Below are 23,869 nucleotides of genomic sequence, written 5' to 3' on the forward strand. Positions count from 1 at the left end.
GACAAGCGCGACTACATCTTCAACGGCACCCTGACCGTCACCGCGATCGTCATCTGGCTCCGCGACACCGTCCAAGAGCCACCAGAAACGGCCTAACCGCGAGTTGATGACACAACTCAACAGCACCCCTCACCGCCCCCGCTGACCTGCGAACCCAGATACCAACCGCTGGTCGGTGGATCGCAGCCTTCACTTTGGGGTGCGAGCAAGTCGGTTCCGCTCGGCAGTCAGGCGGGAACGCCGGCCAGGTCCAGGACGGCGGCCATCTCGTCTTCGGGGAGCGCCGGGTTGGCACCCGCGCTGGAGGCCAGTTCGGGGACGAGGAGGGCCTCGCGGAGCCGGTGGAGCGGGAGGCGCGGGTCGCGGGCCGCCGCCTGACGCGTCCAGACGACGGGGTCGTGGCTGAGCCGTTCGATCAGCTCCGGTGTGGCGGCCGGATCCCGTACGGCCAGCCGGCGGTAGTTCCCGTCCGGGTGGTCCGCGTAGCGGGCGGCGAGGCCCTCGCGGGGAAAACGAGGGTGCGTCTCCGCCATCCAGGCGGAGAACGTCCCACCCAGCCGCGCGAACACCCGCATCAGGACCTCCTCAGGAGCGTCGGGGTGGTGAATGCCCAGGAGGTTCTCCACCACCGGGTCCCCGACGCGTGCGAGCAGGCGCAGCAGGTCGGGCGGCAGATGCGGGCTCCGGGCGGCGGCGCGCTGGAGCAGCGGGTGAGCGGAGGCCGCGGCCCGGCGCAGTACCTCGGGGTCGGCGAGCCCGTCCCGTACCCACTGCACCCCGTCGCCCCTGTCGAGGTCCCCGACCGTGAAGTCGATCTCCATGCGCCGTATCGCGTCCAGCTCTGGCCTGAGGGAGATGGCGAGCCGTACGACCTCGTCGGGGTCGACGGCGAGTCGCTCCACGAGGTCGGCGGGCAGCGACGGGTTCTCGGCGAGGGAGGTCAGGTGCGTCCGCTCGGCGACGCATCGCTCGGCGTCGGCGCGGAGAAGGAACCCTCGGCGCAGTGCCTCGGCGGCGGACTTCGGATCGCGGAGGAGTTCGGCGGTGACGCGTGCGTCCCGTCGGCACTCCCACAGCGCGGCGACCCGTCGCACCTCGGGATCAGGGTCGGCCAGCAGCGCCGACCGCTCGCCCGGCGGCAGGACCTCCCATGCACGCACGGCTTCCCGGCGCGCTGCCGAGCTGTGATGAGTAGCCATTGAGGCCACGAACGACGGTGCCAAATGGGGCGAGTCCAGCAGGGCGGTCCGGACAGAAGGGGCGGGGTCGTCGAACAGGCGGACGCACACGGCGTCCGGGAGTGGTGCGACCTTTGTGCGCGGGTCGTACACCTCGGGTCCGTACGCGAGAGCGGCCCGCACCTTGGGAGAAGGATCGTCCGCGAGCCGGGCCCGCTGTGCAGGCTCCGCCCTGGCACTCATGGCGAAATCGATCCGGACGCCCGGATTCGGGTGGGCCAGGATCACCACGACGGCCGACTCAGGGAGTCCGGCCCGCTGGAGGGCGTCACGGGGTGGACAGTCGCCGTCCCCCTCGAAGGCGAGCAGGCGCAGTAGCAGCGGTGTCGGCAGCGCCGGATTGCGGGCGACTCCGTCCAGCGCGGATGCGTGGAACGCCACCATGATTCCCCTACCCCTGTGTCTTCCCCGATTAGTCCGCGACCATGATCTCCCGTATGCCCGTCAGGATCCGCCGAACGGCACCAGCTGCCCGGCTGGTCTGCACTGTCCGGGTACGAGAAAACCCGGCCATACCGAGTGACATCGGTCCTTGCCCTGCACGACATCTGTCGGCCACCGTTCCACCTGTCCCTGAGACTTTGACCAGCACAGATGCTGATCGAGTGGAAGGTGCCTAGGTCACCAGCCCCACAGAAGCGACGTGTCGCAGGCACGCACCCCAACCCGTCTCGGGCTGGCGCCGTCGGCGATCTCGGCCGCCGACGGCGCCGCCTTCCCCGCGGCCTGGTGGTCGGTCTGCCCGATGACGTGGTCCGCGAGGTTGTGGCCGACAGCGAGCACGGCCCACACCGAGCCGAACGTCGCCACGGTGGCGATCTGATCAATGGAGGTCATCAGCGACCACCCACAAGAGCGAATTACGAGGCGAGACCGCGCCGCCGGACGACCGCGACACCGGCGCCCTGCGACGGGAGAACGCCAACCCGGGTCCCGAGCCGCGGGACCGAGACATTCGACATGGTGGACACGGTCTTTGCCGCGTTAACCCAGTAGTCGCCGATCGCGCTCCCGGCGCGGGTCAGTCGAGCAGGGCGGCGAAGACGGCGGGACGATGCTGCATGCTGGATCTCTCCTGAGCTCGAAGGGGTGAGGGAGCGGGCGGCCGGCCTTTGCCGGTGCTGCGGCCGCCCGAGGTGTGCGGGCCCCGTCCCGGCCTGGGGGGCTGGGACGGGGTTCGCGCTATGCGGCCAGCCGGTGGACGACCGGGGCCGTGAACGTCATGTAGGTGTCCGGACTGGGCTCGTAGCCCTTGTCGCAGGGGTCACAGACGCCCTGGGTGCGCAGCGGTACCGGCGCAGAGCACTTGTTCCGCTGCTGTCGTATTCCTGTGGCCACGGTCACGGCTGGGGAACGTTCGCTGAACTCTGCGGCGAGACGGCGGAATTGGGGCCGAGGAACCTTGGGGCATAGGTTGACGGCATGGTGGAGGGGGCGAACTCCGCGGCGCAGACCATGCCGCAGGAGCAGCAGACGAGGGGGCGGCATGCCGCCCGGAGGAAGAAGGACAAGGGCGAACTGGCTCGTTCGTCTTTGCTGATGGCAGTTGGCACGGTGGTGTCGCGGGCGACGGGGCTGATCCGTCAGGTGCTGCAGGCCGCGGCGCTGGGCACGGGCTTGCTGGCCAGTACGTACAACACGGCGAACACCGTGCCGACGAGCCTGTACACGCTGTTGATCGGTGGTGCGCTCAACGCTGTGCTCGTGCCGCAGCTGGTGCGGGCCAGGACGACGCAGCCTGATGGCGGACGTGCCTACGAGCAGCGTCTGGTCACGCTCGTGGTGTGCGTGCTGGGCGTGGGGACGGCGCTGGCGGTATGGGCGGCGCCGCAGATCGTGGGCCTGTACATGCGGGACACCCCGGACAGTCATCAGGCGTTCGAGCTGACGGTGACGTTCGCGCGGTTTCTGCTGCCGCAGATCTTCTTCTATGGGCTGTTCAGCATTTACGGGCAGGTGTTAAACGCCCGCGAGAAGTTCGGCGCGATGATGTGGACCCCGGTGCTGAACAACGTCGTGCTGGTCGGCATGTTCGCCGCCTACCTGGGGCTGATGACGGTGCCCGACCGGGTGGAGGACATCACCTCCGACCAGGTGTGGTTGCTGGGGATCGGGACGACGGCGGGCATCGCCGTGCAGGCCCTGGCGCTGGTTCCGTTCGCGCGGGCGGCGGGTTTCCGGTTCCGGCCGCGCTTCGACTGGCGGGGCACCGGTTTGGGCAAGAGCGTCCACGCGGCGAAGTGGACGCTCCTGTTCGTCCTGGCGAACCAGGTCGCCCTGACGGTGGTCACGAACTACGCCAATGCCGCCGACCAGGAGCTGCCGCAGGCCGGCGCTGGCTACTCCTCCTACACCTACGCGCAGACCATCTGGATGCTGCCGCAGTCGATCGTGACGGTGTCCCTGGTGACGGCGTTGCTGCCGCGTATGAGCCGGGCTGTCACCGAGGGACGTATCCCGGATCTGCGCGCGGACCTGTCCCGGGTGCTGCGAATCAGCGGCGTGGTCATCGTGCCCGCCGCCTTCCTCTTCCTCGCTCTAGGGCCGCAGATCGCGGCGCTGCTGTTCGCCCATGGAGCGGCGGACGCCGACTCGGTCCGCCCGTTGGGTTACATGCTGCAGGCGTTCGGGCTCGGGCTTATCCCCTTTTCCGCCCAGTACCTGCTGTTGCGCGGCTTCTACGCCTTCGAGGACACCCGCACTCCGTTCTTCATGGCGGCTTGGATCGCGGGGGTGAATATTGCCCTGGTCACCGCCTGTCATGTGCTGCTGCCTGCCCGGTGGGCGGTAGTCGGCATGGCCGGCGCCTACACCCTCTCCTACGTGGCCGGGCTCGCCCTCACCGCGTATCTGCTGCGCAAGCGGCTTGGGGGCCGTATCGACGACGGCGGTCTGCGCCGCACCTACGTGAAACTGTTCTGCGCCGCGGGCCCGGCTGCAGGAGTGGGCTGGGCTGCGGCGCGTGCGTGCGCGGGTCTGGGAAGTGGAACGTGGCCTACGGCCGTCGCACTGGCTGTCGGGGCGCTCGCGACAGCTCTGGTATTCCTCCTTCTCGCCCGGCTGATGAAGGTCAGCGAGTTGCGTCGCCTGCCCGGGATGCGCTGAGTCCAGGCAGGCGACGCAAGAAGACGCGCTTCATGGACGGTCGTGCGCGCGGCTGGCGATGTAGTCAGTCCAGTTGCGCTTGACGAAGTTCGCCCAGTCGACAGGGTGCAGTTCAGCGGAACACCCCCGCGTCGTCGGCGACGACGGAACACCCCCGCGTCGGCGGGGAGAACTCCAGGAGGTCGCGGGCGTAGGTGCTGGCCGTCGGAACACCCCCGGGCGGGGAGGACTCGCACCCGCGTGGCCAGTGGCCGGCCGAGTCCGGGACACCCCCGCGTCGGCAGGGAGGACGCCGACGCGATGGGTGGTGTGCGTTGCCCGGGGGGTGTGAGGTGTCCTTACCGCCGACCCGGGGGGTGTACCCCCGGACGGGATCGCCACGGTGGGCGCGGCACCGTCTTCCCCCGCCAACGCGGGGGTGTTCCGACCGAGCGCGAGGGACCTGGCCGTGCTCGTCGCCGCCGCCCCGCTGATCCCGACCAGGCAGCCGAACGTCTCGGGGCTGCGCCGGGGAACAGCCTGGTGTGCGGTTGCTGCCGTGGGGCATCGGCAGGGTCACGCAGTACGGGCCCACCCTCGCGCCTGGTTGACGGTGGCCGCGCCTGGCGGCTTCTATAGCGGTCGGGCCTGTGAACGCCCGGCCGCGCAACGGACCAAGCCCCCCAAGCCTTCCGTCGCCGAGGACTGGCCAGAAGCGTCACCGCTCCACCCGCACGAAGGTCTGCCTCTTCACACAGCGCGCACCGCCGGGGGGCGGTCCCGCGCGGAAGAACGCCTCATGCATCCTCCGGCCGCCTTGTTTCTCACCACCGACCGGCGGCGCAACACCGGCGCATCCCACCAGGCGCTGTGCGCCGTGCTGCCCCGGTCCGGCCGGCCGTTGTCCATTCCGGCCGCGCGCCATGTTGAGCAGGCGCGGCTGGAGGCTGCGGTCTTTCAGCGGGTGCGCGCGCTGGGCGGTCTGAGCGAGCATCCGCTGGGGATCGTCCGTGTCCGCCCGCAGGAGGACCGGCTCACCCTCCAACTCGTCGACGAGCCGTTCATCATCAGCCACTGGATCGACTTCCTGTACCCCAGGGTCAGTGGGGAGGTGGGCGATGACCCGCGTGACCGGGTCGCCGGTGTGCCGGGGTTGCGCAGTGCCGAGAGGCGGGTGGTATCCGCTTGTACCGGCCGGACATGGCGGCGGTGATTGTCCTGTCCGGGTTCAACCCGCGCTGGTGGGAGCGGATCGCCGACCGGCGCGAGGAGGCCTACGGTCCCTTGCTGCGAGCCGCGACCGGGCCACGGGAGGGCCGGTGTGGTACTCCAACCTAAAATGGGGCCGCACTCTAGATGATCAATTCCAAGGGATGCCTGCGGAGGGTGTCGGGTGGGCGGCGGCCGAAGCCACCGCGAGACGGTCAGGCGGCGGGCTGCCGGCCCTGGTTGTCGAGGTGGCAGCGGGCGGTCAGGCGTCAGGGTCGACTTCGGGGTGCGTGAACCGCACGGGCTTGCCCAGCGACCGGGCGTAGGCGATTTCGGCTCGGGTGCTGTCTCCGATGTAGTCGCCGACTACGAGCACCTCATCAGCGAGCCGGATCTTCGCCCGGTGCAGATCGTCGAGTCGAACCTTCAGCGCCTCGGCCTCGACAGGATCGGACCAAAGTTCGTGCGGCGACTTCATGTCACAGCCCGGTTTGACGACAATCTTTCCGGCTTTGGTCTCCCGCAGATCGGCCTCGTTCATCTCGGTCATGAAGCGGGTGGAGCCGCAGATCACGACGATACGCGGGAGGCTCAACAGCTTCTTCGCGTCGGCGAGCTTCTCCTCGGTAGTGAGCAGTTGCGGGTATGACACTGGTTCCTCCTGGTGGTGTGGTCCAAGGGGTGCCTGCGGAGACGAGAACGAGGGTATCCAAGATCGTTTTGTGGCGAACGACGTGGACGCCCTCGCGACAGCACGCTATGCGACGACCAACGACATGCTGAAGGAGCATCCCGACCTGGCGCCGTGGCGCCCGCCGGTCGGCATTACGCCCCGCCTGAGCGATGCCGAACTGGTCACCCTCACCACGATGCAGGGCATACTCGGCTACACCTCCGAGGCCAAATGGCTCCGCCATGCCGGTGCCCGCCTGCGCCACCTCTTCCCCTACCTGCCCCAGCATCCCGGCTACAACAAGCGGCTGCGCAAGGCCGCCGGTCTGATGCGAAGCGTCAACCGGATCCTGGCCACCACCACCTCGGTGTGGATCGACGACGTATGGGTCGTGGACTCCACCCCGGTGGAATGCGGCCGCTCCCACAAGACCGTCAAACACTCCGACCTGGCAGGTTGGGCCGAATACGGCTACTGCGCCAGCCACAGCCGCTTCTTCTGGGGCCTGCGCCTGCACCTGGTCTGCACCCTTCAGGGCCTGCCCATCGCCTTCGCCCTGACCGGGGCCAAGGCCGACGAACGCGAGACCCTCCTTGACCTCCTGGCAGCCGAATGCGAGCTTCTGCGAGAGCGCCCCCGACAGACTCTCATCGGCGACAAGAACTACTTTGGCCGTGGTTTCGAACGCGAACTGTCCGAACATGGAGTCCAGTTGCTGCGGCCTGCCCGTAAAGGTGAACGGGAACGGCCTGGCGCAGCCCTGTTCAAGCCGCTGCGGCAGGTCATCGAATCGATCAACGAGACCTTCAAGGGACAGCTTGACCTCGAACAGCGCCGAGGGTGCGCACCCGGCGGTGTCATAGCCCGCGTCATGCAACGCATCCTCGCGCTGACCGCCGCGATCTGGCACAACGACGCCACCGGACAAACCGTCCTACGCTCACTGATCGCCTACGATTCCTAAAGGGTGTCCCGCAATGCTCGGTTGCGTGCAAACGAGGTGGACAATCTGCTGTCGGCGGAGGCTGGGGCGGGGGCAAGCGGACCCGCTTATGCTTCCGCCATGCAGCAGCCTCGACCCATAGCGATGACCGACGATGACCTGGTTGCGGCGTTCCCACACCAGCTTGCCAATGACGTTCGCGCGGTCTTGGCGGTCATGCCGCAGGCCCTGATTGCACCCGTATCGCCGTTCTCGGTGTATGTGGGCAACGAAGCCGTCGCCATTCCGTATCGGATCTATCAGAGTGAGCCGCCCGTCGACGTGGTGCGCTCGCTGACGGGAGTGCAGCAGGCGATCCTGCACTGCCTGTACTCACGGCATAGCGACGGGCTGGTCCGCCAGCGTCACCTTGAGCAAATCGCCGGTTCTGACGAGCCGTGGGTGGTGCCGTTCGTGGTGCAGTTGGCCGGCGAGTACGTCTTGGAGATCCTGGAGTCCATCCAACACGGCCTTTCCGACCTGACCTCCAAGCGGTCTGTCCACCGGCTGGCATATGGGGACTTCATCGCGCGGAATCCGGGGTTCTTCGCGCGGACCGAGCGCCGGGTGGTGAGCTACTGGTCCTGCTACTACCGGTGGAACTTCCCCGTGTTCGGCACATACCCGGGCTGCCATCTGCTGGAGCTGCTGCGGGCCGCCGCAATCGACCGCACGGGGAGGCCATGGCACCGCCACACGCCCGCGGGCTAACGGCGGAGACTGGTCCATGAGATGAACACCGTCGCCGTCACCCGATGAGTGCGAGGTTGTGCAGGTGGGCGATGCCGAGTACCGCGCGGTGGACGCCGTCGCCTTTCAATCGGCAGTCGCGGAGGATCTTCCACGTCTTCATGCGGGCGAAGACGTGCTCGACACGGGCCCGGACCTGCTTGTGGGACTTGTTGTGTGCCTGCTTCCATGCGGGTAGTTCCTCGTCCTTCGCGTGGCGGCGACGTGGGATGACCAGCCCTGCTCCCCGGTAGCCGCCGTCGGCGATGGTGGTCGTGGTGCCCGGTAAACGGGGCTATCCAAGACGACTCCGACGCCGTGATCACACCAGACACCGCAAGATCATCTCAGCCGTGGCCAGCCGTTACGGGACAGCCTTTAATCTCCTTGTCAAGCGGCGTTCGTGACAGGGGGTATGGGTTCGTAGCACCGTCCGTCGCGCAACAGGGCCCACAGGACGTTGACCCGGCGGCGGGCGAGGGCGAGGACGGCCTGGGTGTGCCGCTTGCCTTCGGCGCGTTTGCGGTCGTAGAAGCGGCGGGATTCCTCGCAGCAGCGGATGCTGATCAGCCGGAGGTGTAGAAGACGCGCTGGAGGCGTCGGCTGTACCGTCTGGGCCGGTGCAGATTGCCGCTGATCTTGCCCGAGTCGCGGGGTGCCGGGGCAACGCCGGCGAACCCGGCGAGGCGGTCCGGGCTGTCGAAGGCCGTCATGTCGCCGCCGGTGGCGGCGAGGAACTCGGCGCCGAGCAGGGACCCGATGCCGGGCATGCTCGCGATCACCTCGGCGTGTTTGTGCTCGAGAAACCGGGTTTCGATGAGCTTGACGGTCTCGGTGATCTGCTCGTTGAGGCGCATCACCTCCTTGGCGAGTGTGTGCACAAGCTGGGCCGTCGGCTTCTCCCCGGTCACGCTGGTGTGCTGGCTCTCGGCGGCCGCCAGGGCCTTCTCGGCGAGTTGGGCAGCACCGCGGACCTTGCGTTTGCGCAGCCAGGTCTCCAGTCTCCGAGCCCCGGTCCTGCGGATGGCGGCTGGGGTCTGGTAGCCGGTCAGCAGGATCAGCGGGCCAGTATTCGTGAGGTCCAGAGCCCGGTCCAGGGAGGGAACGATGTTGGTGAGGTGATTGTGGAGCCGGTTGATCACGCGGGTGCGGTCGTCGGCGAGGTCGCGGCGATGGCCAGTGTGGACCTTGCTCTCGGCGACCAGTTCGTCACCAGGCCGCAAGGGTTGCAGGTCCCGGCGAATGCGGGCCTGGTCGGCGATGATCGCGGCGTCCTTGGCGTCGGTCTTGCCTTCACCCCGGTAGCCCTCGGAAACGCGGCTGACGGCTCGGCCGGGGATGTAGAGCGTGTGCTGTCCGTGGTTGAGCAGCAGATCGATCAGCAGGGCGGCGCCGCCGTCGGCCAGGTCGATGCCCCAGGTGACCTCATCGCCCAGGGCAAGCACGTCGGCCAGGAGCTTCAGCAACTCCGTCTCGTCGTTGGCCACTCGCCGCGACGGCAGCCGCTTGCCGGTCTCGTCGATCACCGCGCAGTGGTGATGGGTCATGCCGGCATCGATGCCGGCCCAGATCGCTGTCACGCGCTCTCCACGGGTCGCTTGCCTACCTGCACCACAGACGACCTCGCTGGCGAGTCCCTACTCAGCGATCGGATCGCAATTCCTAATCAGCAGCCGAGTCGTCGGGGGGTGTCGGGCGGCGAATCGTAAGAAGCCACGGGCGGCAGACCACTGAAAGCCACACCCGACACCCCTGGGTGAGCCAACCCTACGAATGGCTCGCTCATCCCGATCAACAAGGTAGGGACCACTGACCCCATGGAATAGATCATCTAGACGACCGCCGTCTTGAGACCGTCGCCCGGCTGAACAGCGCCGCGTTGGCATGAAGAGCGACGGGCGCAGACGTGGATCCCCGCGCGGGTGTCCGCGCGGGGTGCGGCAGCACGGCGATGGTCAGCCTTGGGATTCGCGAAGGGCGTTGATGACGATCTGGACGGGACGTCCTTCGCGGAGCAGCTGGTCGGCGGTCTTGCCGTCGAGGACGTGGTCGAGCATGTCCGGGGTGCAGCCGTTGAGCCGCAGCTGGGCCGCGATGCCGGCCGGTACCGGGAGGCGATCTCGGCCCAGAGGCGGTCTTCTGCGGCCCGGGCCGCGCGCCGCGCCTGTTCCTCGCTTTCCCGGCGGGTCTTCTCCATGGCGGGTGTGACGCCCTTGCGTCGCAGGCGCAGCGCTGTGTCGAGACCACCGAGGCCCAGCAGTCTGATCCATTCCAGGGCCTCGTCCGGTTCGGTGATGCTGGAGGCTGCCCACCGCTGTGCGTGCGCGACGGCCGTCTCGCGCGGGATGCGCAGCCCCGTCGTCGCGAAGCGGGTCACGGCTTCCAGCACGGTGGGCCTGCGTGCCCTGCCCCGGCGGGCGCCGGTCGCGGCGCTGGTAGGGGGAGAGGTCACCCAGGTCGAGGCCCTCGCGGCGGGCGACGTCGGAGGCGGTAGCGGCGGCTGGCCTCCGGGTCGGCATGTCCGCCGGGGTGGGAGCCCCGGTCCCGGTGGTGAGGCGGGCGCCGGTGAGCCAGAGGTAGACGGGGTCGTGGGAGATGTCGGGCATGGGTGTGCCTTTCAGGGGTGGTCCGCGGCCGTGCGCGGGCATGAAGAAGGCCCCGCTCGGTGGCGAGCGAGGCCGGTGAAGGGGTGATGCGACAGCGGGGCGGCAGACAGGCTGCGCCCGGATGCGGGCATGAAAAAAGGGCGAGGGAGGTATCTCCTTCGCCCTAGCTGTCCTTCCCCGCCAAGTTTTCGGGCAGGGGTGTGTTGCGGTAAATCTTGGGTCACTGCCCGGGGAAAGGCAAGACCATCTGACGTCTGCGCAGGTCAACAGCCTGAATAGGCCTGACGGGGCGACAAGTACTCTTGTGGCATGGCGGATCACCGGGACTGCTTGCACCTCTTGCACACGCTGGTCCAGCGGCACGCGGCGAAGTCGGCCAGCTCCCGGGATGTCCGGGCCGGCCTTGATCTGCCGCTGAGCCGGTCGTCCACCTCGTGGGGCGTCGAGAGCGACAAGGAAGCCATGCTGGCTCTGCTGGCAGCGGTGGAAGACCACCAGAAAGCGCTGGACGATCTGCGGTTGATCTACGCCTCACGGGCCGTCGAGAAGGGCGCCAGCTTCGCAGACCTCGGACGTGCGTGGCGCGTCTCGTGGCAAGGTGCCCGGCACCGCTGGAGCGTCCTCAAGCGGCGGATCCGCCCGAACATCCCCCCCGGCAGCGTCCCGACACGCACTACCTCAACGGTGCGGGCTGACCAGCGAAGGCCATTGCCGCGCTGGGGTCCGGCAGCTCGTACGGAGAACCGGGCCTGCTTCTCACTGTCCTGCATCCGCCAGGCCGTGGGTGAAGCCCTCGCGCCGACCAGAGGGGTGAGCAGTCCTGGCCGCGTTCCACAGCGGCCAGGACGTCGAAGCGGGCCGCGTCAGGCGAGAGCGAGCCGCTCAGGCACCAGCCAGGCGCAGCGGGTACCGGTGCGGATCTGCTGGGCGAGGCTCGCCACCTGGTCCATGTGCGGTTCGCGCTGCATGAAGTGGCGCAGGGCGCGACGCACCTCGTCGCGCAGTTGGGCGTCGGTCAGTGCAGCCGGATCCTGCTGAAGCCGGTCCAGGCGCCGGCCGGCTTCGCGCGCGCGGCGCAGGGCTGCCTCGGCGAGCGGTCCGCCGACGACTCGGTCATGGGCGTAGAGGCCGTCCTCGATGCTCTTCATCATGATTCCCTTCCGACCGGGGCCGGCGTCTTCATGATGAGAACGGCCTGCCGGGCCCAGGCGGGCGGGAACGTAGGACGCCTGAGGCGTTACCGTCCTGTCCTGCCCGGCCAGACGCGGCCGGGGGCCGTCCGGGGGCCGGGGGGACCGTCAGGGGCGGTACGGGAGCCGGGGGATGTCTGCGGTCTCGACCGCGTCTGAGCTCGTCGCGGACACCCGCGCCGCCAGCAATGCGTGCGGCGGGTGGCACGACTGGACCGTCTCTCCGCGCCGGTGTCAGTGCCGCGTGCCACACTGCCGGCCATGTCACTCGCTGATCTCACTCTCGACCTGTGGCGGACCTTCGACAAGGTCACCGCCCGGCGGATCGCCCAGAATGCCGCTGACCACGTGGGCGGCCGGGTGTCACTCGTCGAGGCCACAGAACACCTCGGTGCCCCGCTGCACCGTGTCCGGGTCGAGCGGGACGAGCAGGAGTTCGCCCTGATACCCGGAGGCCGGGTGTCCCTGGGCTTCGACGTCGACACCTGGAAGCCGACCACGCAGCAGGCCGCCGACTACGCCGAGAGCCTGGAACAGGGCTACGGTTACGGGCCCGATCTGCGGACCCACCTCGCGCGGATCCTCAGCGCTCGCCGCAGCGTTCACCTGGACACCGTCCTCATGGCCGTGGAGGACGAGAACCTGACGAAACTCCGGCCGACATGCCGGCTGCCCTCTTTGCCCGTGGTCTGCGGATGCCGAGCTCCGACGAGTGGGAACACGCCTGCGGCGCCGGGTCGGACACCCTCCGGTGGGGCGACGACTGTCCCCTCGACCGCATCCCCTACGGGGACGACACCGGCCCGCACAACGAGCTGAACGCCTTCGGCCTGCACATCGCCTACGACACCTACCGCGCCGAGCTGACCAGCGATGTGACCGCGGTCCACGGCGGCGACGGGGGCGAGTCGGTGTGCGGCGGCTACGGCCACCTGCTGGCCTGGCTCCCCCTGGCGACCGCCAACCGCAACCCCGACATGGCCGAGTTCGCGTACGGACCGGACGGAGAGGACCTGTACGAAAACTTCTCCACGCGACCGGTGCTCACGCTCTGAGCGACCGCGCGCGGACGCCCCCGGTCGACGACCGCCTCGCGGCTGGTGGGACAGGCTCGCTCCCCCGCCCCGTGGTGAGGGCGAAGAGCGACTGACTCGCCGACTACCTGGAAACGCCTGCCGGTCCAGCCCTCACCGAGTTCGACGAGCGGAACCCGCGCACCAGCGGCGTCCGCGAACTGCACGCCGCAATGGCCCGGTCGACGCGTGTGCTCGGCCAGCTCCTGCTTGTGCTGAGCCTTCATGCCCGCTGCCTCGGCGGCACGTGCCTCGACTTCGGCGAGGCGCGCCCACGCTGCGTGTTCCCGGCCGGCGCGGCGCTCGTGCAGGGGTGCCCGGGGGCGGCACTGGTGGCCCGGAGGGCAGCGGGCGGGCAGTGCGTCCGTCCCCGGCCAGTCCTGGACCCGGCCGGGGGCGTCACCGTCTACTCTGCTTCCTCGGCAGGCACCAAGTAGGTACCATGCGGGTATGCCGTCACTGAATGTGTCCTTCACCGAGGAAGAGATGGAAGGCGTGCGCGCTGCTGCCGCCGCCGAGGGCAAGAGCCTCAAGCAGTACCTGCACGACCTGGGCGTGCGCGAGATGCACCGTAAGCGGTTCGTGGCGGGCGCTGCGTCCTGGGCGGACAGACTGCGCGAGGAGTTCGACGAGGCGTTCCCGGACGAGATTCCTCCCTCCGAGCGCGAACGGGGAGCCACTGCCGCCTGATGAGCGAGACCCTGTACGTAGACGTCCCCTGGCTCCTGGATGTTCAGGACATCGCCCTCGGCCACGACGACGTGTCCGTCACCGACTACTCGGCCCTTGTCGCGGCCGTCGCCCGCCACAAGACCCGAACGCCCACGCTCGCCGAGTCCAACCCCGACGCCGCGTGGCGTGCTGCTGCGCTCCTGCACACTCTCGTGCGGCTCGAACCGCTCCCCCACCGCAACAGCCTCTTCGCCGCCTTCGTCACCACCCAGTACCTCGACCAGTCCGGTGAAGGCATCGACCCACCCTACGGGGCCCTGTCTGACCTGATCAGAAAGGTCCGCGAGACCCGGCTGAAGATCTACGACATCGCGGACACACTCCGCTCCTGGCGCATCTGAACGGCCGGCACCGCCGGCGAACGAGCGGCGGCCCGCGCCGCCTCAGCCGCTCCCAGTCTTGGGCGTCTCCTGAAACACGAGGGAGCTGCTCTCTCTGTCGGAGTGGCGGCGAGGACCGTACGGCCTTGCCCGGCACCCTACGGCGCGGCACTGACGATGCGGTCCACGCCGGTTCCGGGCCGTTCGGCGTCAACGATCATCAGCGTCCTGCCCGTGGCGGCCGCGATCTCCATGGCCGCCACCACGGGCGTCTCCCCCCTCTAGTCCCTGCCCGCAGACGGCCCTTCGGCCCCCCGTACAGCGCCCCTAGGCCCTGGTCTCGCCGACGGCTCGGCGCGGTGGTCCGTCGAGCTCGGGACCCAGATGGCGCCGTCCTCCTGGTGAGCCGCTACGACCCGAGAGGGCTTGGGACGTGCCGAACGTAAGGGTCTTGGCTTAGGACGGTCATTCACCATCGGGGTCCAAAACGGGTGACTGCCGTGTGGTCCGAGGGGCCGGGTGGTGAGTGCCGCGCCGCTGCTGGTGGTTCCAGCGGGCGCGCCACCAGGCCAGCCGGTGTGCGGATTCCTGGGGGAAGACCGACTGGATGGTGGTGACGACCAAGACGAGGACGAAGCAGGTGCAGGCCAGGGCGGTCAGCCACCACGGGCGCCGATCAGGACCAGGACGATGCCGCTGATGCCGGTGACAGCGGACGAGATCAGCGGTCCGTTGGGGTTGTGCATCGCAGGTCTCCCAGAGCCCTGTCGCCTGCCGTCTCCCCCGTCGTGGCCACCCAGCAGGACCAGTGCGGTGCCCGGTGATGACGGCCGCTTCCATCTCGTACGGGCGGGCCGAATGCTGTGCCGGGCAGGCGGAGACCGATGGTGCCTGGAACCACCGCCATCACTGCGGGTTAATCGAGCGGGAGCACGGGCCGCAGGAGTGGCGGGGCGGCCGCCTGAATGATGCAGAGCCGGTGGTCTGGGGCTTGGCTTTGTCCATGATTCGGGTTCTGGCTCGCTTTCGGTGAAGCGCGCACGCTAAGTGACGGCTGCTGTCCGATCAGGCTTCGGGAAGTTGCCTGAAAATAGCCAGGGCCGATCTTGGTGTGGTCGACAGTGCGGCGTCGTTCTCATCAACAGAGCCACACCGTGTCCGGGTCGCAGATCACCGTGCCGTGGCGCAGGCCAAGGGAGGGGCCCGAGCCCGGCCACTGTGCGGGCCCCGCGTCGGCTCGGGGATCGGCGCGGGACCCGCCTGCTCATCATCCGCCGCTCTCCTCCACAAGAAGGCGGCATCGCCGAGAGTCGTCCACCGCGTGCCCCTGCCGCAGCCCTGACCGGTAGCACCGGCTACGCCGGCACACCCAGAGGAACACGTCCGCAGGGTTACCGTCTCGCGCTGTCCTGCGTCGTGCGGACGGGCAGGTCGGCCGCGGGCGCCCAGCGCATCACCCGTGCCAGGTCGCGGCGTATGCGGTCGGCTTCACCGCGCACCTGGGCGGGGACGTCGCCGCGCTCGGCGACAAGACGGCTGAAGATGGGGGTTTCCTGGAACACGGTGCGGTCTGCTTTCTGCTGGGTGGCCGGCCGCGGGTCGGGCGGTGCGGGGTGCTTACAGGTGCGGGGTGAGGCCGAACTGGTTCATCAGGTCGGTGAAGACCTCCTGGGCACTCGCGCGCAGCAGGTCGTCGTCTGCGGAGGAGGTCACCGTCGCGGCCACGGGCTGGATGCGGGCCATGCCCGGCAGCATACGAAGTCTCACTGACAGCGCCGGGCCGGAAAATCCTCGCGGGCACTCGCGGAAGCGGTCTTGGCGCACACTGCACGCGCCGCGCCACAGCCGGCCCTTGCGAAGAGGGGTGGCGTCCTTGGGCGACCGGGCGTGCCGGTCGGGCACCTGTGCCACAGTGAGCGGCGAAAGCAGACAGACGATAAAAGGGGCGGGCCGTCGTGCGGCGTGATCGAGAGCTTCCGGTGCTGCGGGAAAAGGAGCTGGTGCGTGCCGGAATCGACACGCTGCGGCAGATCACCGTGGTACTGGGGCGTGCGGGCGGCGGGAAGTGGCACGTTCCCGCCAAGGCGTCGGGGTGGCGGAGCCATTGCCGGTATTTTCCCACCACCTGACCGCCCCCTCGCCCGCCCTCCGGCCGGTACCGGGTGTGAGTAGTTAGCGGTCAGGGGTGGGGGTGTTGTGTGAGCCATTGCTGGAGTTCGCGGTGGCGGAACTGGTAGGCGGGTCCGCTGTAGCGGAGCAGGCCGGCCGTGACGGCCCAGTCGAGAAAGACGGCGAGGCGGAAGGGCAGCTGGCCGCGCGAGCACAGCAGGAACGCCCCGTATCGTCGCGCCGCCGCCATCCTGTACGCGACCCCGACCATGAGCCCAGCCCAGAGCCCGGCCAGGAGTCCGAGCTGGAGCACGGACACGGACGTGTGCGCGAACGTGAAAGTAAGCGCGGCCGGGACAGCGACAGTGCACCCAGCCGCAAGCCCGACCGCGAGCCCGCAGATGATGTCGTCGCGGATGATTACCCGAGGGCTGGCAACGTCAGTCGGTTCCCCCGTGAGCCGGACCGTGAGCGCAGCCGTGAGCGCGGCCGTGAGCCCGGTCCCGATCCCCACCGTAAGCGCGGCCTGCCCCCCGCTCCCAGCCGCGGTCTCGGACCCAGCCACGAACACGATGTTGGCGTTCAGGTGGGCCATGTAGGCGGCTAAGAACGCGGCTGTGCAGGCGAGGAGCCCCACCGAGAGCCCAACCATGAGCTGGGCCGAGAGTCTGGCCCGTGGACGAAATCGTGTCAGCCGGCCTGGGGTGGGCGAAGCACGGAGGAAAGCGGCGGCTCCGAAGGTGAAGGCGATGGCCAAGTTGGCGACGGTCGGGATGAGGTGCGAGATGCCGAGAGTCGAGTTGGTGGCGACGACTGCTAGGGCTGCGAGATTGGCATCAGTGATGCGGACGCTGATAGGGCCCGCGAGGGGCCACAGGCTGTGGAGGCTGATGTCTGTGCTTGGAATGCCGGTGGCGGTGCCATTGAGATGAAGGGTGAGGTGGTGCAGCCAGCGGTGGATGTCCTCGGGGCGGTATTGCAGGGGCTTGGGGGCGTGAGCGGTGGAGGCGGGGATGTAGCGAGCGAGGAGATGCTGGTCGAGATCGACTGCTGTGGGGTGCTGGAGGAGTTCTGCCGGGTCGCCGGTGCTGTAGTAGACGGTGGCCGTCAGGCACAGCCGCCAGGGCGTGGACAGCACGGTGGCGAGCGGGCCGGTGGGCTGGGCGTGGAGGTGGTCCAGCAGGAGCTGCCAGCGTGGGGAGTTACCGGCGCGGGTGCGCAGGTAGGTGATGGCGTGCTCGGTGTCCACGGGGGCGATGGAGACGTGGGCGGCGTCGGTCAGGCGTGGGCCGGGGGCGAGGGCGTCGTAGTGGGCGGTGCGGCAGATCAGGACGAGCGGGCCGGCGTCCAGGCCGCCGTTCATGTAGGCGTTGAGGGCTTCGAGGACGGCCCGGGCTCGGGGAGCGTCGGGGTCGGGGGTTTCGTCGTCCCGCAGGGGGTCCATCTCGTCCAGGCCGTCAAGGACTGGGAGGACCATGCCCTGGTGAACCAAGCCGGCGGCCAGCTTGGGGGGCCAGTCGTAGGCGTCGGTCAGACGCTCCGCAAGCAGAGTTGTCAGGGGCTGGGTGGTGTCCCACTGGCCGAGCGGGATCCGCACCGGCACCGGGTCGTCCTCGGCGCGGTTCTCGATGAGGGTGAGCATGAGTTCCAGGGCCAGGACGGTCTTGCCTGCCCCGGCCGCGCCGGTGATCACGAGACGTCGCGGCCGGGTGGACTTGTAGTAGTCCAGGACGCCCGGCAGGGTGTCGGTCCCGTCGAAGGTGCGTCCGGCGGCAGGGGCGCTGGCTGCACGGTCGGTTGAAGGGCTCAGGATGTAGGCGAGGTTGATGCGCTTGGTGTCGGCACCGAGCAGTTGCCGCCGCACCATTCCCTCGCTGGTTTCGATCTGCCGGGCCAGGGTGCGTGCCCAGCCGCGGGCGAGCTCGGCGTCGTTGCCCTCGATGGGTCTGCGCAGCGCCAGGACGGCAGCCACGAAGCCGATGACGCCCACGGGCAGGGCCAGCAGGCCCGCGGGCTCGTCAGCCTTGAGTCCGCCATGCAGGAGCTGCCGGACGGTAAAAGTCGCGCTCGCCACGATCAGCACCAGGCACACACCGCCGATGAACTGCCACATGCGCCGGTGACGGCGTCCCCCCAGTCCAACCATGCATCCATCGTGCCGTCTGGCGCGGACTCACCTGGCCTGTTTGTCGTTCTCGCCGCTTCCTGGTGTGGGCGAGGGAGTGGCTCGGAGTCGGGCCGACGTGTGACGGCCGACCCTCACAGTAGCGGCTGGAGGCAAAGAGCGGAGGGAATCACAAGCAGGCCACCACGAGGACGGAAACGATCACTCCGAGGCTTTCTTTTCCGCTAGCGAAAAAGAAAACTAATAAGCGAATCAGTTACTCATTGCGAATTAATTTGAGTAGCTGATAAGCCTTCGCTTTAGATATCTCGCTCGCAGGGCCAACAGGCTTGCTAACCGGATAGCTTCACCCGGGGTCACTGCCAGCGTTCCGCTGACGGGCCGCACGCCCTGCCAGCCGTGCCCGAGACCGCGCCGCCGTGGCCGCGCGGCCCGGGGCGCAGGGGCGGCCGGATCCGGTTCGGCGGCGTCGTCCTGGTCCTGACCGAGGTGGCGCAGCAGGGCCTTCGTGGCGGCGGGGATCGCCGCCAGGAGCCGGGCGGCTTCAGGGTCGATGTCGGCCAGCGCCGCGGCGATGGTGTCGATGGCGTCACCCGCGTCCTCGGCGGCCGCGAGGTTCCACGCTGTGGGGCCGGCCGCGTCGGCGCGCGCACAGGCGGTTTCGGCGGCCGTCTCGACGAGGGACTCGACACCGGGCGCGGCCCAGGGCGACGTCGTTCTGGAGATGTGTCCGGTTTGATCAGGTGATGCCCAGTGTGATGAGCGGGCGGGCGGCGTCCCGGGCGTGGTGGCGGATACCTGCGGCGATGTTGTCGTGGCCGGTCAGTCGCAGCGCCCCGAGGCGAGGTTGCGCAGGGTGGCCATGACTCGGGGCGCGGTGCCGGTGCGGACGCGGGAGGCGTCCTCGACGTATGCGGTGTCACGCGCCTTGTTCTCGATGCCCCAGTGCTCTCGGACGCGCTGCGCGATCTCCATCGGGCCGGCCTGCTCGGGCGTGAGGCTGGTGACACCGTAGACGCGTTCGAGAGTCACCTTGCCAGTGGTGATGATCCGGCGTCGGCGCACGATCTGGACGGCCTGAACGGCATGCGGGAAGTCGAGGCCCGCGGTGACGGTGCAGGGCTTGACCCGTCGGATCTCGTCGCGGCCGTGAGCGGTGGCCCGAGTCCTGCCCTGCACCGGCACGTCCCGCCAAGGCAGCTTCTTCAAGTAGTGGTGCAGGGTGGGGCGGTTGGCCTTGATCAGCGCGATGTAGTGGGCGCCCTTGTCCTCGACCAGGAAGCGGGCGTGGCCGGTCTGCGAGTGCAGAGCGTCGAAGGTGACGATGGTGTTGCGCAGGCCGAGTGGAGCAAGCAGAGGCTGGAAGACAGTGATCTCGTTGGTCTTGCCGTCGACTTCGCGCTGGGCGATGACCTGGCCGGTGCCGGTCATCGCCGCGAGCAGGTGAACCTGTGTGCCGTCGGGCCGGTAGGCGCCCCGCACGGTCTTGCCGTCCACCGCGAGCGAGGGGCTGGGCTGATCGGCGTCGCGGTCGGGGTGGTTGTCTCGGTCGCGGTCGGCGAGCCAGGAGCCGACGGCCGTGTCCAGGGCGTCGCCGTCGATGCGCTGCAGGACGCGGCGGACGGTGGCCTCGGCTGGGGCGGTCGGTCCACGGTCGGGCTCGCGGCATGGGGCGCCGAGCCGGGACAGGACCTCGGCGGGGGCATCGGCCGCCCACTCGGCGATCGCGGCCAGCGATCGGGCCCCAGCCAGGACAGCGCAGGCGGCCAGGGCCAGGACCAAGGCGATGGGATGCCGTCGGCCCCTGGCGCGGCGCGGATCGGGGACCGCGGCCAGACGGACCAGCAGCACGGCGGTCTCGTCCGCAGTAGTGGGTGCAACATCGGCGAGTTGGCCCAGGCCAGCTGGGATGGCGATGATGAACAAGCAGGCGCCCGGTGACCTGCAACTTCAAGATGGACACAGCTCATTGGGCTCCGGGCTCCCAGCTCGGCCCCAGGGGCAAAGTAGCTGGCTGGCGAGGCTTGTGGTGGCCCGGCAGCGGGTCTGCCGGGCCACGTTCGGTCAGTGGGCGTCGGTGCGCTTTTCGAGGCGGGTGCCGTGGCGAAGGGTGATCGACATCAGGTCGCTGGGGGCGTCCAGTTCCAGGCGGTGCCAGCGCCCGCGGGGGACGACCACGGCGGCGCCTGCTTGCAACCGCACCATGTCCTCGGTGCCGCCGGGCCCGTCGGGACGGAAGTAGAGGCGGATACCGCCGGCCAGGCAGCACACCGCTTCCTCGGCCTCCGGGTGCATCTCCCAGTGGTCGGCGTGCACATCGGCATCGGTCTCCACATGGAACGTGGCGATCTGCCAGGCCCCGGAGCCGCTGCTGGTCATCTGCCGCTCGACGGCTCGGACGTCGCCGTCGGGGCTGAAGTGCAGCGCCGAGGCGAACAGGTCGACGACGGTGGTCTTCATGACGGAGTTCCTTCCAGTTGGTTCTCTGCGGGGGCGGTGGACTGCGGTAACCGCGTGGCGGCCCGGCGACGTGGCAGCACAGCGATCGCCACGACCGCCGCGAGCACGAAGACGGCGGCGGCGACGGCCAGGCCCAGGGCGTAGCCGTCATTGAGCGCGGCCGGGTCGGTGGCCGTGCTAGTGCGATGTGCGGCGACGGTGGCCAGGGTGGCCAGGCCGATGGAGCCGCCGAGTTGGCGGGAGCTGTTCATGAGTCCGGAGGCCATGCCGGCCTCACGCGGAGCGACGCCGGTGGTCGCGGCGGCGGCGACCGGGGCCAGGACCAGTCCGGCGCCGAGACTGGTGACGAGGGACGGGCCGAGTACGTCGGTGAGGAAGCTGCCGTCGGGGCTGATGAGCGCGAACCAGGCCAGTCCTCCGGCAGCCAGCAGGGCGCCCGGCACCAAGGACACCCGGGGGGTGCGGGAGGCGGTGACACGGGTGGCGACGATGGTTCCCGCGACCAGGCCCAGGGAGAAGGGCAGGAATGCGGTGCCGGTCGCTGCGGCCCCCATGCCCAGGACCTGCTGCATGTACAGGGACACGAAGTAGAACGAGGTGAACTGCCCGGCTGCGGCCAGGAACACGAGCACGTTCGCGCCGGCGACCCAACGGCTGCGCAGCAGGCCGAGGCGCAGCAGAGGCGTGGTGGCCCTTGACTCGGCGACGACGAAGGCGGCCAGCAGCACGGCTGCGGCGGCGAGGGTCGCCCACGTGGTACGGGAGCCCCAGCCGAGGGTGTCGGTGCGGACGACACCGAGCACCAGCAGCCCGACTCCGCCGGTCGCCAGGGCGGCGCCCAGCACGTCCAGCCTCTCGCGCCGGGCGGGTGACACTCCGGTGGGCACTCCCGCGGGGACGAGCGCGAGCGCCGCCGCGACGATGGGCAGGTTGATCAGCATGATCCAGCGCCAGCCCGCGTACTCGGTCAGCAGTCCACCCGCCAGCACGCCCAGGGCGCCGCCCGCGGCGTTCACCGCGCTCCACACCCCCAGCGCGCGGACGCGCCGGGGGCCTTCGGCGAAGGTGGTGGTGAGCATCGCCAGCGCAGCCGGCGCGGCCACGGCGGCGCCCAGGCCCTGTCCGGTGCGGGCGGCGACCAGGTGCCAGGGAGTCTGGGCCAGCCCGCCTGCCAGCGAGCACAGCCCGAAGACGGTCAGCCCCAAGACGAACATCCGACGCTGGCCGTACAGGTCGCAGGCGCGGCCGCCCAGCAGCAGGAACCCGCCGAACGCGAGCGCGTAGACGTGCACGACCCAGGACAGGTCGAGCGGTGCGAATCCCAGCGCCGTGCGGATCGCGGGTAAGGCGACGTTGACCACGGACATGTCCAGGGCGAACACGAACTGGGCGACGGCGGCTGCCGCCAGCACCACTCCGGGCTTCCCTCTAGAGTTTTTATACATGTAAGAAAAGTTAGCGGCGAGCTATGCCGTTGTCGACACCTGGGGAATGATGGGGGCATGCCGCAACCGTCCGCACCGCGCAAAACCCTGGGCCGACCTCCCCGTATCTCTCGCGAGGAGATCATCGAGACAGCCCGTCGGATCATGGATGAGGGGGGCGTGGACCGGCTGACCATGCGGCGGCTGGCCACGGAGGTCGGCAGTACTCCGATGGCGCTCTACCACCACGTCCGCGACAAGGAGGAGCTGCTCGTCCTCCTGCTGGACGACTACGCCACCCGGACCCTGCGCCGGCCCGAACTGCCCGATCACCCCCGCGAGCAGATCATCGTGGCCGCCACCGCGGTCCACGAGGCGCTCGCCGCCTGCCCGTGGATCACGGAGGTGCTGACCGCCGACGACTTGATGTCCACGTCCGCCCTATGGTTTGTCGAGCAGATCGTCGATGGCCTGGTCGAGTGCGGACTGACCCCCGAGCAGGCCGTGCGCGGTTACCGCGTGATCTGGTACTACACCGCCGGAGAGATCACGGTCCGTGCGGCAGCGGCCCGGCGCCGCGCAGGCGACGACCGTGCGACTTACCGGGAGCGAGTCTTCGCCGATCTCGACCCGGGCGAGCTTCCCCGCTTGGCACAGGTCGCGGACCGCTGGGCGTCGCTGACCGCTGAGGACACCTATCGGGACGGGCTCCGGGCTCTGGTGGACGGCCTCCTCGCTACCCGCTGACGGACCGGCGCCGCCGATGAGTGCGTCAAGTCCTGTGCCACTGACATTCTGTCAACACGCCAGCGCCCGTCTCCTCTGTCGAGCATGGTCGCCTTGAGCTGGATGGGCAGCCGCCACTCCTCGCGGGTCTGGTTTCCGCCAGCCAGGGTGCGGGCCATGTGGGCCTCGATGGCGCGGACGGCGAGTAGGTGCGGCAAGATCCCGTAGCCCAGTCGGGCCAGGGCGGCGTCCTGGAGATATGTCCTCGGGGCCACCAACTACGAAGCCACCTCACCGTGCCGAATCAGAATCAACCTGAACGAATCGCCTGAACGACACCACCCTGGGGTGAGCCCGACTGGAGCGGACTGGATGACGCTTCTACGCTCGCTGGATGCAGCAGGGCCGGTCTACTTGTTCGGTCCTTGAGCCGGACAAGCCCAGATATTGTCGGAGTAGTTGGCGAAACCAGGGGGTGGAGTGGGGAGACGGACGCGTCCGTCAGTCCGCTGAGGACAACGCTGTGGCCGAAGTGCTGAGGCAGTGGCTGGACAACTCCGGACTGCGAATGGATGACATTCGCAGCAAGCTGACGCCCGACCATTTCAAGGACGGTCGGATTCCTAGTCGCAGCACGCTGTCCGACCGGCTGGCAGGCGTGGCGCTTCGGCAGGACTTCATCGAAGCTGTTGCGGACATCTGTTCGTCCAGTGACGCCGCTCAGCAACAGCTTCTCCACGATGTGTGAGTCGCCAGGCAGCGTGCGCGTACAGCAGGCGCTGGCCCATCGAGGTCAACGGTCCCCGAGGCTCAGATGGTGATCGTGCAACAGCGATCGCTAGAGGTCTCGGACCGACTCTTACGGGCCTTGGAACGCCAGCAGCAGCTGGAGCGTGAGCGCAACGACGCCAACCAGATGGTGCTCATCCTGCTGGCCATGTTGGACAAGCTGCAGCACGACATCACCACACTGAATCGGGAAAGCGAACGCCTACGCGTCTCCAACCCTGCAGAACAGAACGTGAAGCAGGTCTACGAGCGCCTGGCCAGGAGCGAGCAGCAGCGCGACACAGCCGAAGCCGAACTGGCACGGGCTAAGAGGTCCTAACAAAGGCGTTGGACGTGTCGGTGGGTGATCAGGCAGGCGGCGAGGCCGAGGAAGGCCTCGTGGATGTCGTCGCGGCGTTCC

The 23,869-nt window shown here is 69.0% G+C and carries 21 protein-coding genes and 3 pseudogenes; 11 read left to right on the top strand and 13 right to left on the bottom strand.

Annotated elements, in window-relative coordinates; all coding sequences use genetic code 11:
* Positions 1 to 227: 227 nt before the first annotated feature.
* The 3 genes from ACF1A1_RS38545 to ACF1A1_RS38555 all read right to left on the bottom strand — a co-directional run bounded on the left by ACF1A1_RS38545 (position 228) and on the right by ACF1A1_RS38555 (position 2,582).
* Positions 228 to 1,622, bottom strand: a complete 1,395-nt coding sequence (locus ACF1A1_RS38545) for a Mucin-2 (RefSeq protein WP_392006770.1) — start codon at positions 1,620 to 1,622, stop codon at positions 228 to 230.
* A 237-nt stretch (positions 1,623 to 1,859) separates the two neighbouring features.
* The gene (locus ACF1A1_RS38550; RefSeq protein WP_392006772.1) at positions 1,860 to 2,075 is read right to left on the bottom strand and encodes a hypothetical protein; all 216 of its coding nucleotides are present in this window, start codon (positions 2,073 to 2,075) and stop codon (positions 1,860 to 1,862) included.
* A 345-nt stretch (positions 2,076 to 2,420) separates the two neighbouring features.
* Positions 2,421 to 2,582, bottom strand: a complete 162-nt coding sequence (locus ACF1A1_RS38555) for a hypothetical protein (protein WP_392006774.1) — start codon at positions 2,580 to 2,582, stop codon at positions 2,421 to 2,423.
* 78 nt (positions 2,583 to 2,660) lie between these two features.
* On the opposite strand from ACF1A1_RS38555, the gene murJ reads away from it, so the two are divergent.
* Positions 2,661 to 4,343, top strand: a complete 1,683-nt coding sequence (gene murJ / locus ACF1A1_RS38560) for a murein biosynthesis integral membrane protein MurJ (protein ID WP_392006776.1) — start codon at positions 2,661 to 2,663, stop codon at positions 4,341 to 4,343.
* A 778-nt stretch (positions 4,344 to 5,121) separates the two neighbouring features.
* The gene (locus ACF1A1_RS38565; protein WP_392006777.1) at positions 5,122 to 5,535 is read left to right on the top strand and encodes a hypothetical protein; all 414 of its coding nucleotides are present in this window, start codon (positions 5,122 to 5,124) and stop codon (positions 5,533 to 5,535) included.
* Positions 5,536 to 5,793: 258 nt separating this feature from the next.
* Here ACF1A1_RS38565 and ACF1A1_RS38570 read toward each other — a convergent pair whose 3' ends face one another.
* Positions 5,794 to 6,183: a hypothetical protein gene (locus ACF1A1_RS38570; protein ID WP_392006779.1), complete on the bottom strand. Its 390-nt coding sequence runs from the start codon at positions 6,181 to 6,183 to the stop codon at positions 5,794 to 5,796.
* A gap of 70 nt (positions 6,184 to 6,253) precedes the next feature.
* On the opposite strand from ACF1A1_RS38570, the gene ACF1A1_RS38575 reads away from it, so the two are divergent.
* Positions 6,254 to 7,168: an IS982 family transposase gene (locus ACF1A1_RS38575; protein WP_392006780.1), complete on the top strand. Its 915-nt coding sequence runs from the start codon at positions 6,254 to 6,256 to the stop codon at positions 7,166 to 7,168.
* Positions 7,169 to 7,267: 99 nt separating this feature from the next.
* The gene (locus ACF1A1_RS38580) at positions 7,268 to 7,897 is read left to right on the top strand and encodes a hypothetical protein (protein WP_392006782.1); all 630 of its coding nucleotides are present in this window, start codon (positions 7,268 to 7,270) and stop codon (positions 7,895 to 7,897) included.
* A 37-nt stretch (positions 7,898 to 7,934) separates the two neighbouring features.
* On the opposite strand, the pseudogene ACF1A1_RS38585 reads toward ACF1A1_RS38580, so the two are convergent.
* The 3 genes and pseudogenes from ACF1A1_RS38585 to ACF1A1_RS38595 form a co-directional block, all read right to left on the bottom strand.
* Positions 7,935 to 8,198 (bottom strand): annotated as a pseudogene (locus ACF1A1_RS38585) (transposase); the annotation flags it as partial.
* Positions 8,199 to 8,305: 107 nt separating this feature from the next.
* Positions 8,306 to 9,462, bottom strand: a pseudogene (locus tag ACF1A1_RS38590) (IS110 family transposase).
* A 1,922-nt stretch (positions 9,463 to 11,384) separates the two neighbouring features.
* Positions 11,385 to 11,672, bottom strand: coding sequence for a hypothetical protein (locus ACF1A1_RS38595; RefSeq protein WP_392006784.1), 288 nt, complete (start codon positions 11,670 to 11,672; stop codon positions 11,385 to 11,387).
* 300 nt (positions 11,673 to 11,972) lie between these two features.
* Between ACF1A1_RS38595 and ACF1A1_RS38600 the strand changes: the two are divergent.
* The 3 genes and pseudogenes from ACF1A1_RS38600 (at position 11,973) to ACF1A1_RS38610 (ending at position 13,857) form a co-directional block, all read left to right on the top strand.
* Positions 11,973 to 12,766 (top strand): annotated as a pseudogene (locus ACF1A1_RS38600) (hypothetical protein).
* 468 nt (positions 12,767 to 13,234) lie between these two features.
* On the top strand, positions 13,235 to 13,474 hold the full coding sequence (locus ACF1A1_RS38605) for a hypothetical protein (protein WP_392006786.1): 240 nt from the start codon (positions 13,235 to 13,237) through the stop codon (positions 13,472 to 13,474).
* On the top strand, positions 13,474 to 13,857 hold the full coding sequence (locus tag ACF1A1_RS38610; RefSeq protein WP_392006788.1) for a toxin Doc: 384 nt from the start codon (positions 13,474 to 13,476) through the stop codon (positions 13,855 to 13,857). The genes ACF1A1_RS38605 and ACF1A1_RS38610 overlap by 1 nt, the downstream gene beginning before the upstream one ends.
* A gap of 1,370 nt (positions 13,858 to 15,227) precedes the next feature.
* On the opposite strand, the gene ACF1A1_RS38615 is transcribed toward ACF1A1_RS38610, so the two are convergent.
* From ACF1A1_RS38615 to ACF1A1_RS38625, 3 genes are all read right to left on the bottom strand, one after another.
* Positions 15,228 to 15,398, bottom strand: coding sequence for a hypothetical protein (locus ACF1A1_RS38615; protein ID WP_392006790.1), 171 nt, complete (start codon positions 15,396 to 15,398; stop codon positions 15,228 to 15,230).
* A 55-nt stretch (positions 15,399 to 15,453) separates the two neighbouring features.
* A complete protein-coding gene (locus ACF1A1_RS38620; RefSeq protein ID WP_392006792.1) occupies positions 15,454 to 15,579 on the bottom strand; it encodes a hypothetical protein in 126 nt (41 codons plus the stop codon).
* A 436-nt stretch (positions 15,580 to 16,015) separates the two neighbouring features.
* Complete coding sequence (locus ACF1A1_RS38625) at positions 16,016 to 18,091, bottom strand: NACHT domain-containing protein (protein WP_392006794.1); 2,076 nt, start codon at positions 18,089 to 18,091, stop codon at positions 16,016 to 16,018.
* Between the two features lie 378 nt (positions 18,092 to 18,469).
* Here ACF1A1_RS38625 and ACF1A1_RS38630 point away from each other — a divergent pair, with 378 nt between their 5' ends.
* Entirely contained in the window at positions 18,470 to 18,817 is a 348-nt protein-coding gene (locus tag ACF1A1_RS38630; RefSeq protein WP_392006796.1) for a hypothetical protein, read from the top strand.
* Between the two features lie 75 nt (positions 18,818 to 18,892).
* On the opposite strand, the gene ACF1A1_RS38635 is transcribed toward ACF1A1_RS38630, so the two are convergent.
* The 3 genes from ACF1A1_RS38635 to ACF1A1_RS38645 all read right to left on the bottom strand — a co-directional run bounded on the left by ACF1A1_RS38635 (position 18,893) and on the right by ACF1A1_RS38645 (position 21,975).
* Entirely contained in the window at positions 18,893 to 19,921 is a 1,029-nt protein-coding gene (locus ACF1A1_RS38635) for an ISAs1 family transposase (protein WP_392006798.1), read from the bottom strand.
* A 213-nt stretch (positions 19,922 to 20,134) separates the two neighbouring features.
* Positions 20,135 to 20,530, bottom strand: coding sequence for a cupin (locus tag ACF1A1_RS38640; RefSeq protein ID WP_392006800.1), 396 nt, complete (start codon positions 20,528 to 20,530; stop codon positions 20,135 to 20,137).
* The gene (locus ACF1A1_RS38645) at positions 20,527 to 21,975 is read right to left on the bottom strand and encodes an MFS transporter (RefSeq protein ID WP_392006802.1); all 1,449 of its coding nucleotides are present in this window, start codon (positions 21,973 to 21,975) and stop codon (positions 20,527 to 20,529) included. Before ACF1A1_RS38645 ends, ACF1A1_RS38640 begins: the two co-directional genes overlap by 4 nt.
* A gap of 57 nt (positions 21,976 to 22,032) precedes the next feature.
* On the opposite strand from ACF1A1_RS38645, the gene ACF1A1_RS38650 reads away from it, so the two are divergent.
* From ACF1A1_RS38650 to ACF1A1_RS38660, 3 genes are all read left to right on the top strand, one after another.
* Positions 22,033 to 22,701 carry a TetR/AcrR family transcriptional regulator gene (locus ACF1A1_RS38650; RefSeq protein WP_392006804.1) on the top strand — a complete coding sequence of 223 codons (669 nt, stop codon included), beginning with the start codon at positions 22,033 to 22,035 and terminating at the stop codon, positions 22,699 to 22,701.
* A gap of 502 nt (positions 22,702 to 23,203) precedes the next feature.
* Entirely contained in the window at positions 23,204 to 23,428 is a 225-nt protein-coding gene (locus ACF1A1_RS38655; protein WP_392006806.1) for a hypothetical protein, read from the top strand.
* Between the two features lie 120 nt (positions 23,429 to 23,548).
* On the top strand, positions 23,549 to 23,788 hold the full coding sequence (locus tag ACF1A1_RS38660) for a hypothetical protein (protein ID WP_392006808.1): 240 nt from the start codon (positions 23,549 to 23,551) through the stop codon (positions 23,786 to 23,788).
* The last annotated feature ends 81 nt before the right edge of the window (positions 23,789 to 23,869 follow it).

Origin of the sequence: Streptomyces sp. NPDC014995, from assembly GCF_043080745.1 — a bacterium.
Classification (GTDB): domain Bacteria; phylum Actinomycetota; class Actinomycetes; order Streptomycetales; family Streptomycetaceae; genus Streptomyces.

Coding starts and splice junctions, on each gene's coding strand:
- ACF1A1_RS38545 (WP_392006770.1), bottom strand. CDS start 1,622: ATGGTGGCGTTCCACGCATCCGCGCTGGACGGAGTCGCCCGCAATCCG.
- ACF1A1_RS38550 (WP_392006772.1), bottom strand. CDS start 2,075: ATGACCTCCATTGATCAGATCGCCACCGTGGCGACGTTCGGCTCGGTG.
- murJ (WP_392006776.1), top strand. CDS start 2,661: ATGGTGGAGGGGGCGAACTCCGCGGCGCAGACCATGCCGCAGGAGCAG.
- ACF1A1_RS38565 (WP_392006777.1), top strand. CDS start 5,122: ATGCATCCTCCGGCCGCCTTGTTTCTCACCACCGACCGGCGGCGCAAC.
- ACF1A1_RS38580 (WP_392006782.1), top strand. CDS start 7,268: ATGCAGCAGCCTCGACCCATAGCGATGACCGACGATGACCTGGTTGCG.
- ACF1A1_RS38595 (WP_392006784.1), bottom strand. CDS start 11,672: ATGATGAAGAGCATCGAGGACGGCCTCTACGCCCATGACCGAGTCGTC.
- ACF1A1_RS38605 (WP_392006786.1), top strand. CDS start 13,235: ATGCCGTCACTGAATGTGTCCTTCACCGAGGAAGAGATGGAAGGCGTG.
- ACF1A1_RS38610 (WP_392006788.1), top strand. CDS start 13,474: ATGAGCGAGACCCTGTACGTAGACGTCCCCTGGCTCCTGGATGTTCAG.
- ACF1A1_RS38620 (WP_392006792.1), bottom strand. CDS start 15,579: ATGGCCCGCATCCAGCCCGTGGCCGCGACGGTGACCTCCTCCGCAGAC.
- ACF1A1_RS38625 (WP_392006794.1), bottom strand. CDS start 18,091: ATGGTTGGACTGGGGGGACGCCGTCACCGGCGCATGTGGCAGTTCATC.
- ACF1A1_RS38640 (WP_392006800.1), bottom strand. CDS start 20,530: ATGAAGACCACCGTCGTCGACCTGTTCGCCTCGGCGCTGCACTTCAGC.
- ACF1A1_RS38645 (WP_392006802.1), bottom strand. CDS start 21,975: ATGTATAAAAACTCTAGAGGGAAGCCCGGAGTGGTGCTGGCGGCAGCC.
- ACF1A1_RS38650 (WP_392006804.1), top strand. CDS start 22,033: ATGCCGCAACCGTCCGCACCGCGCAAAACCCTGGGCCGACCTCCCCGT.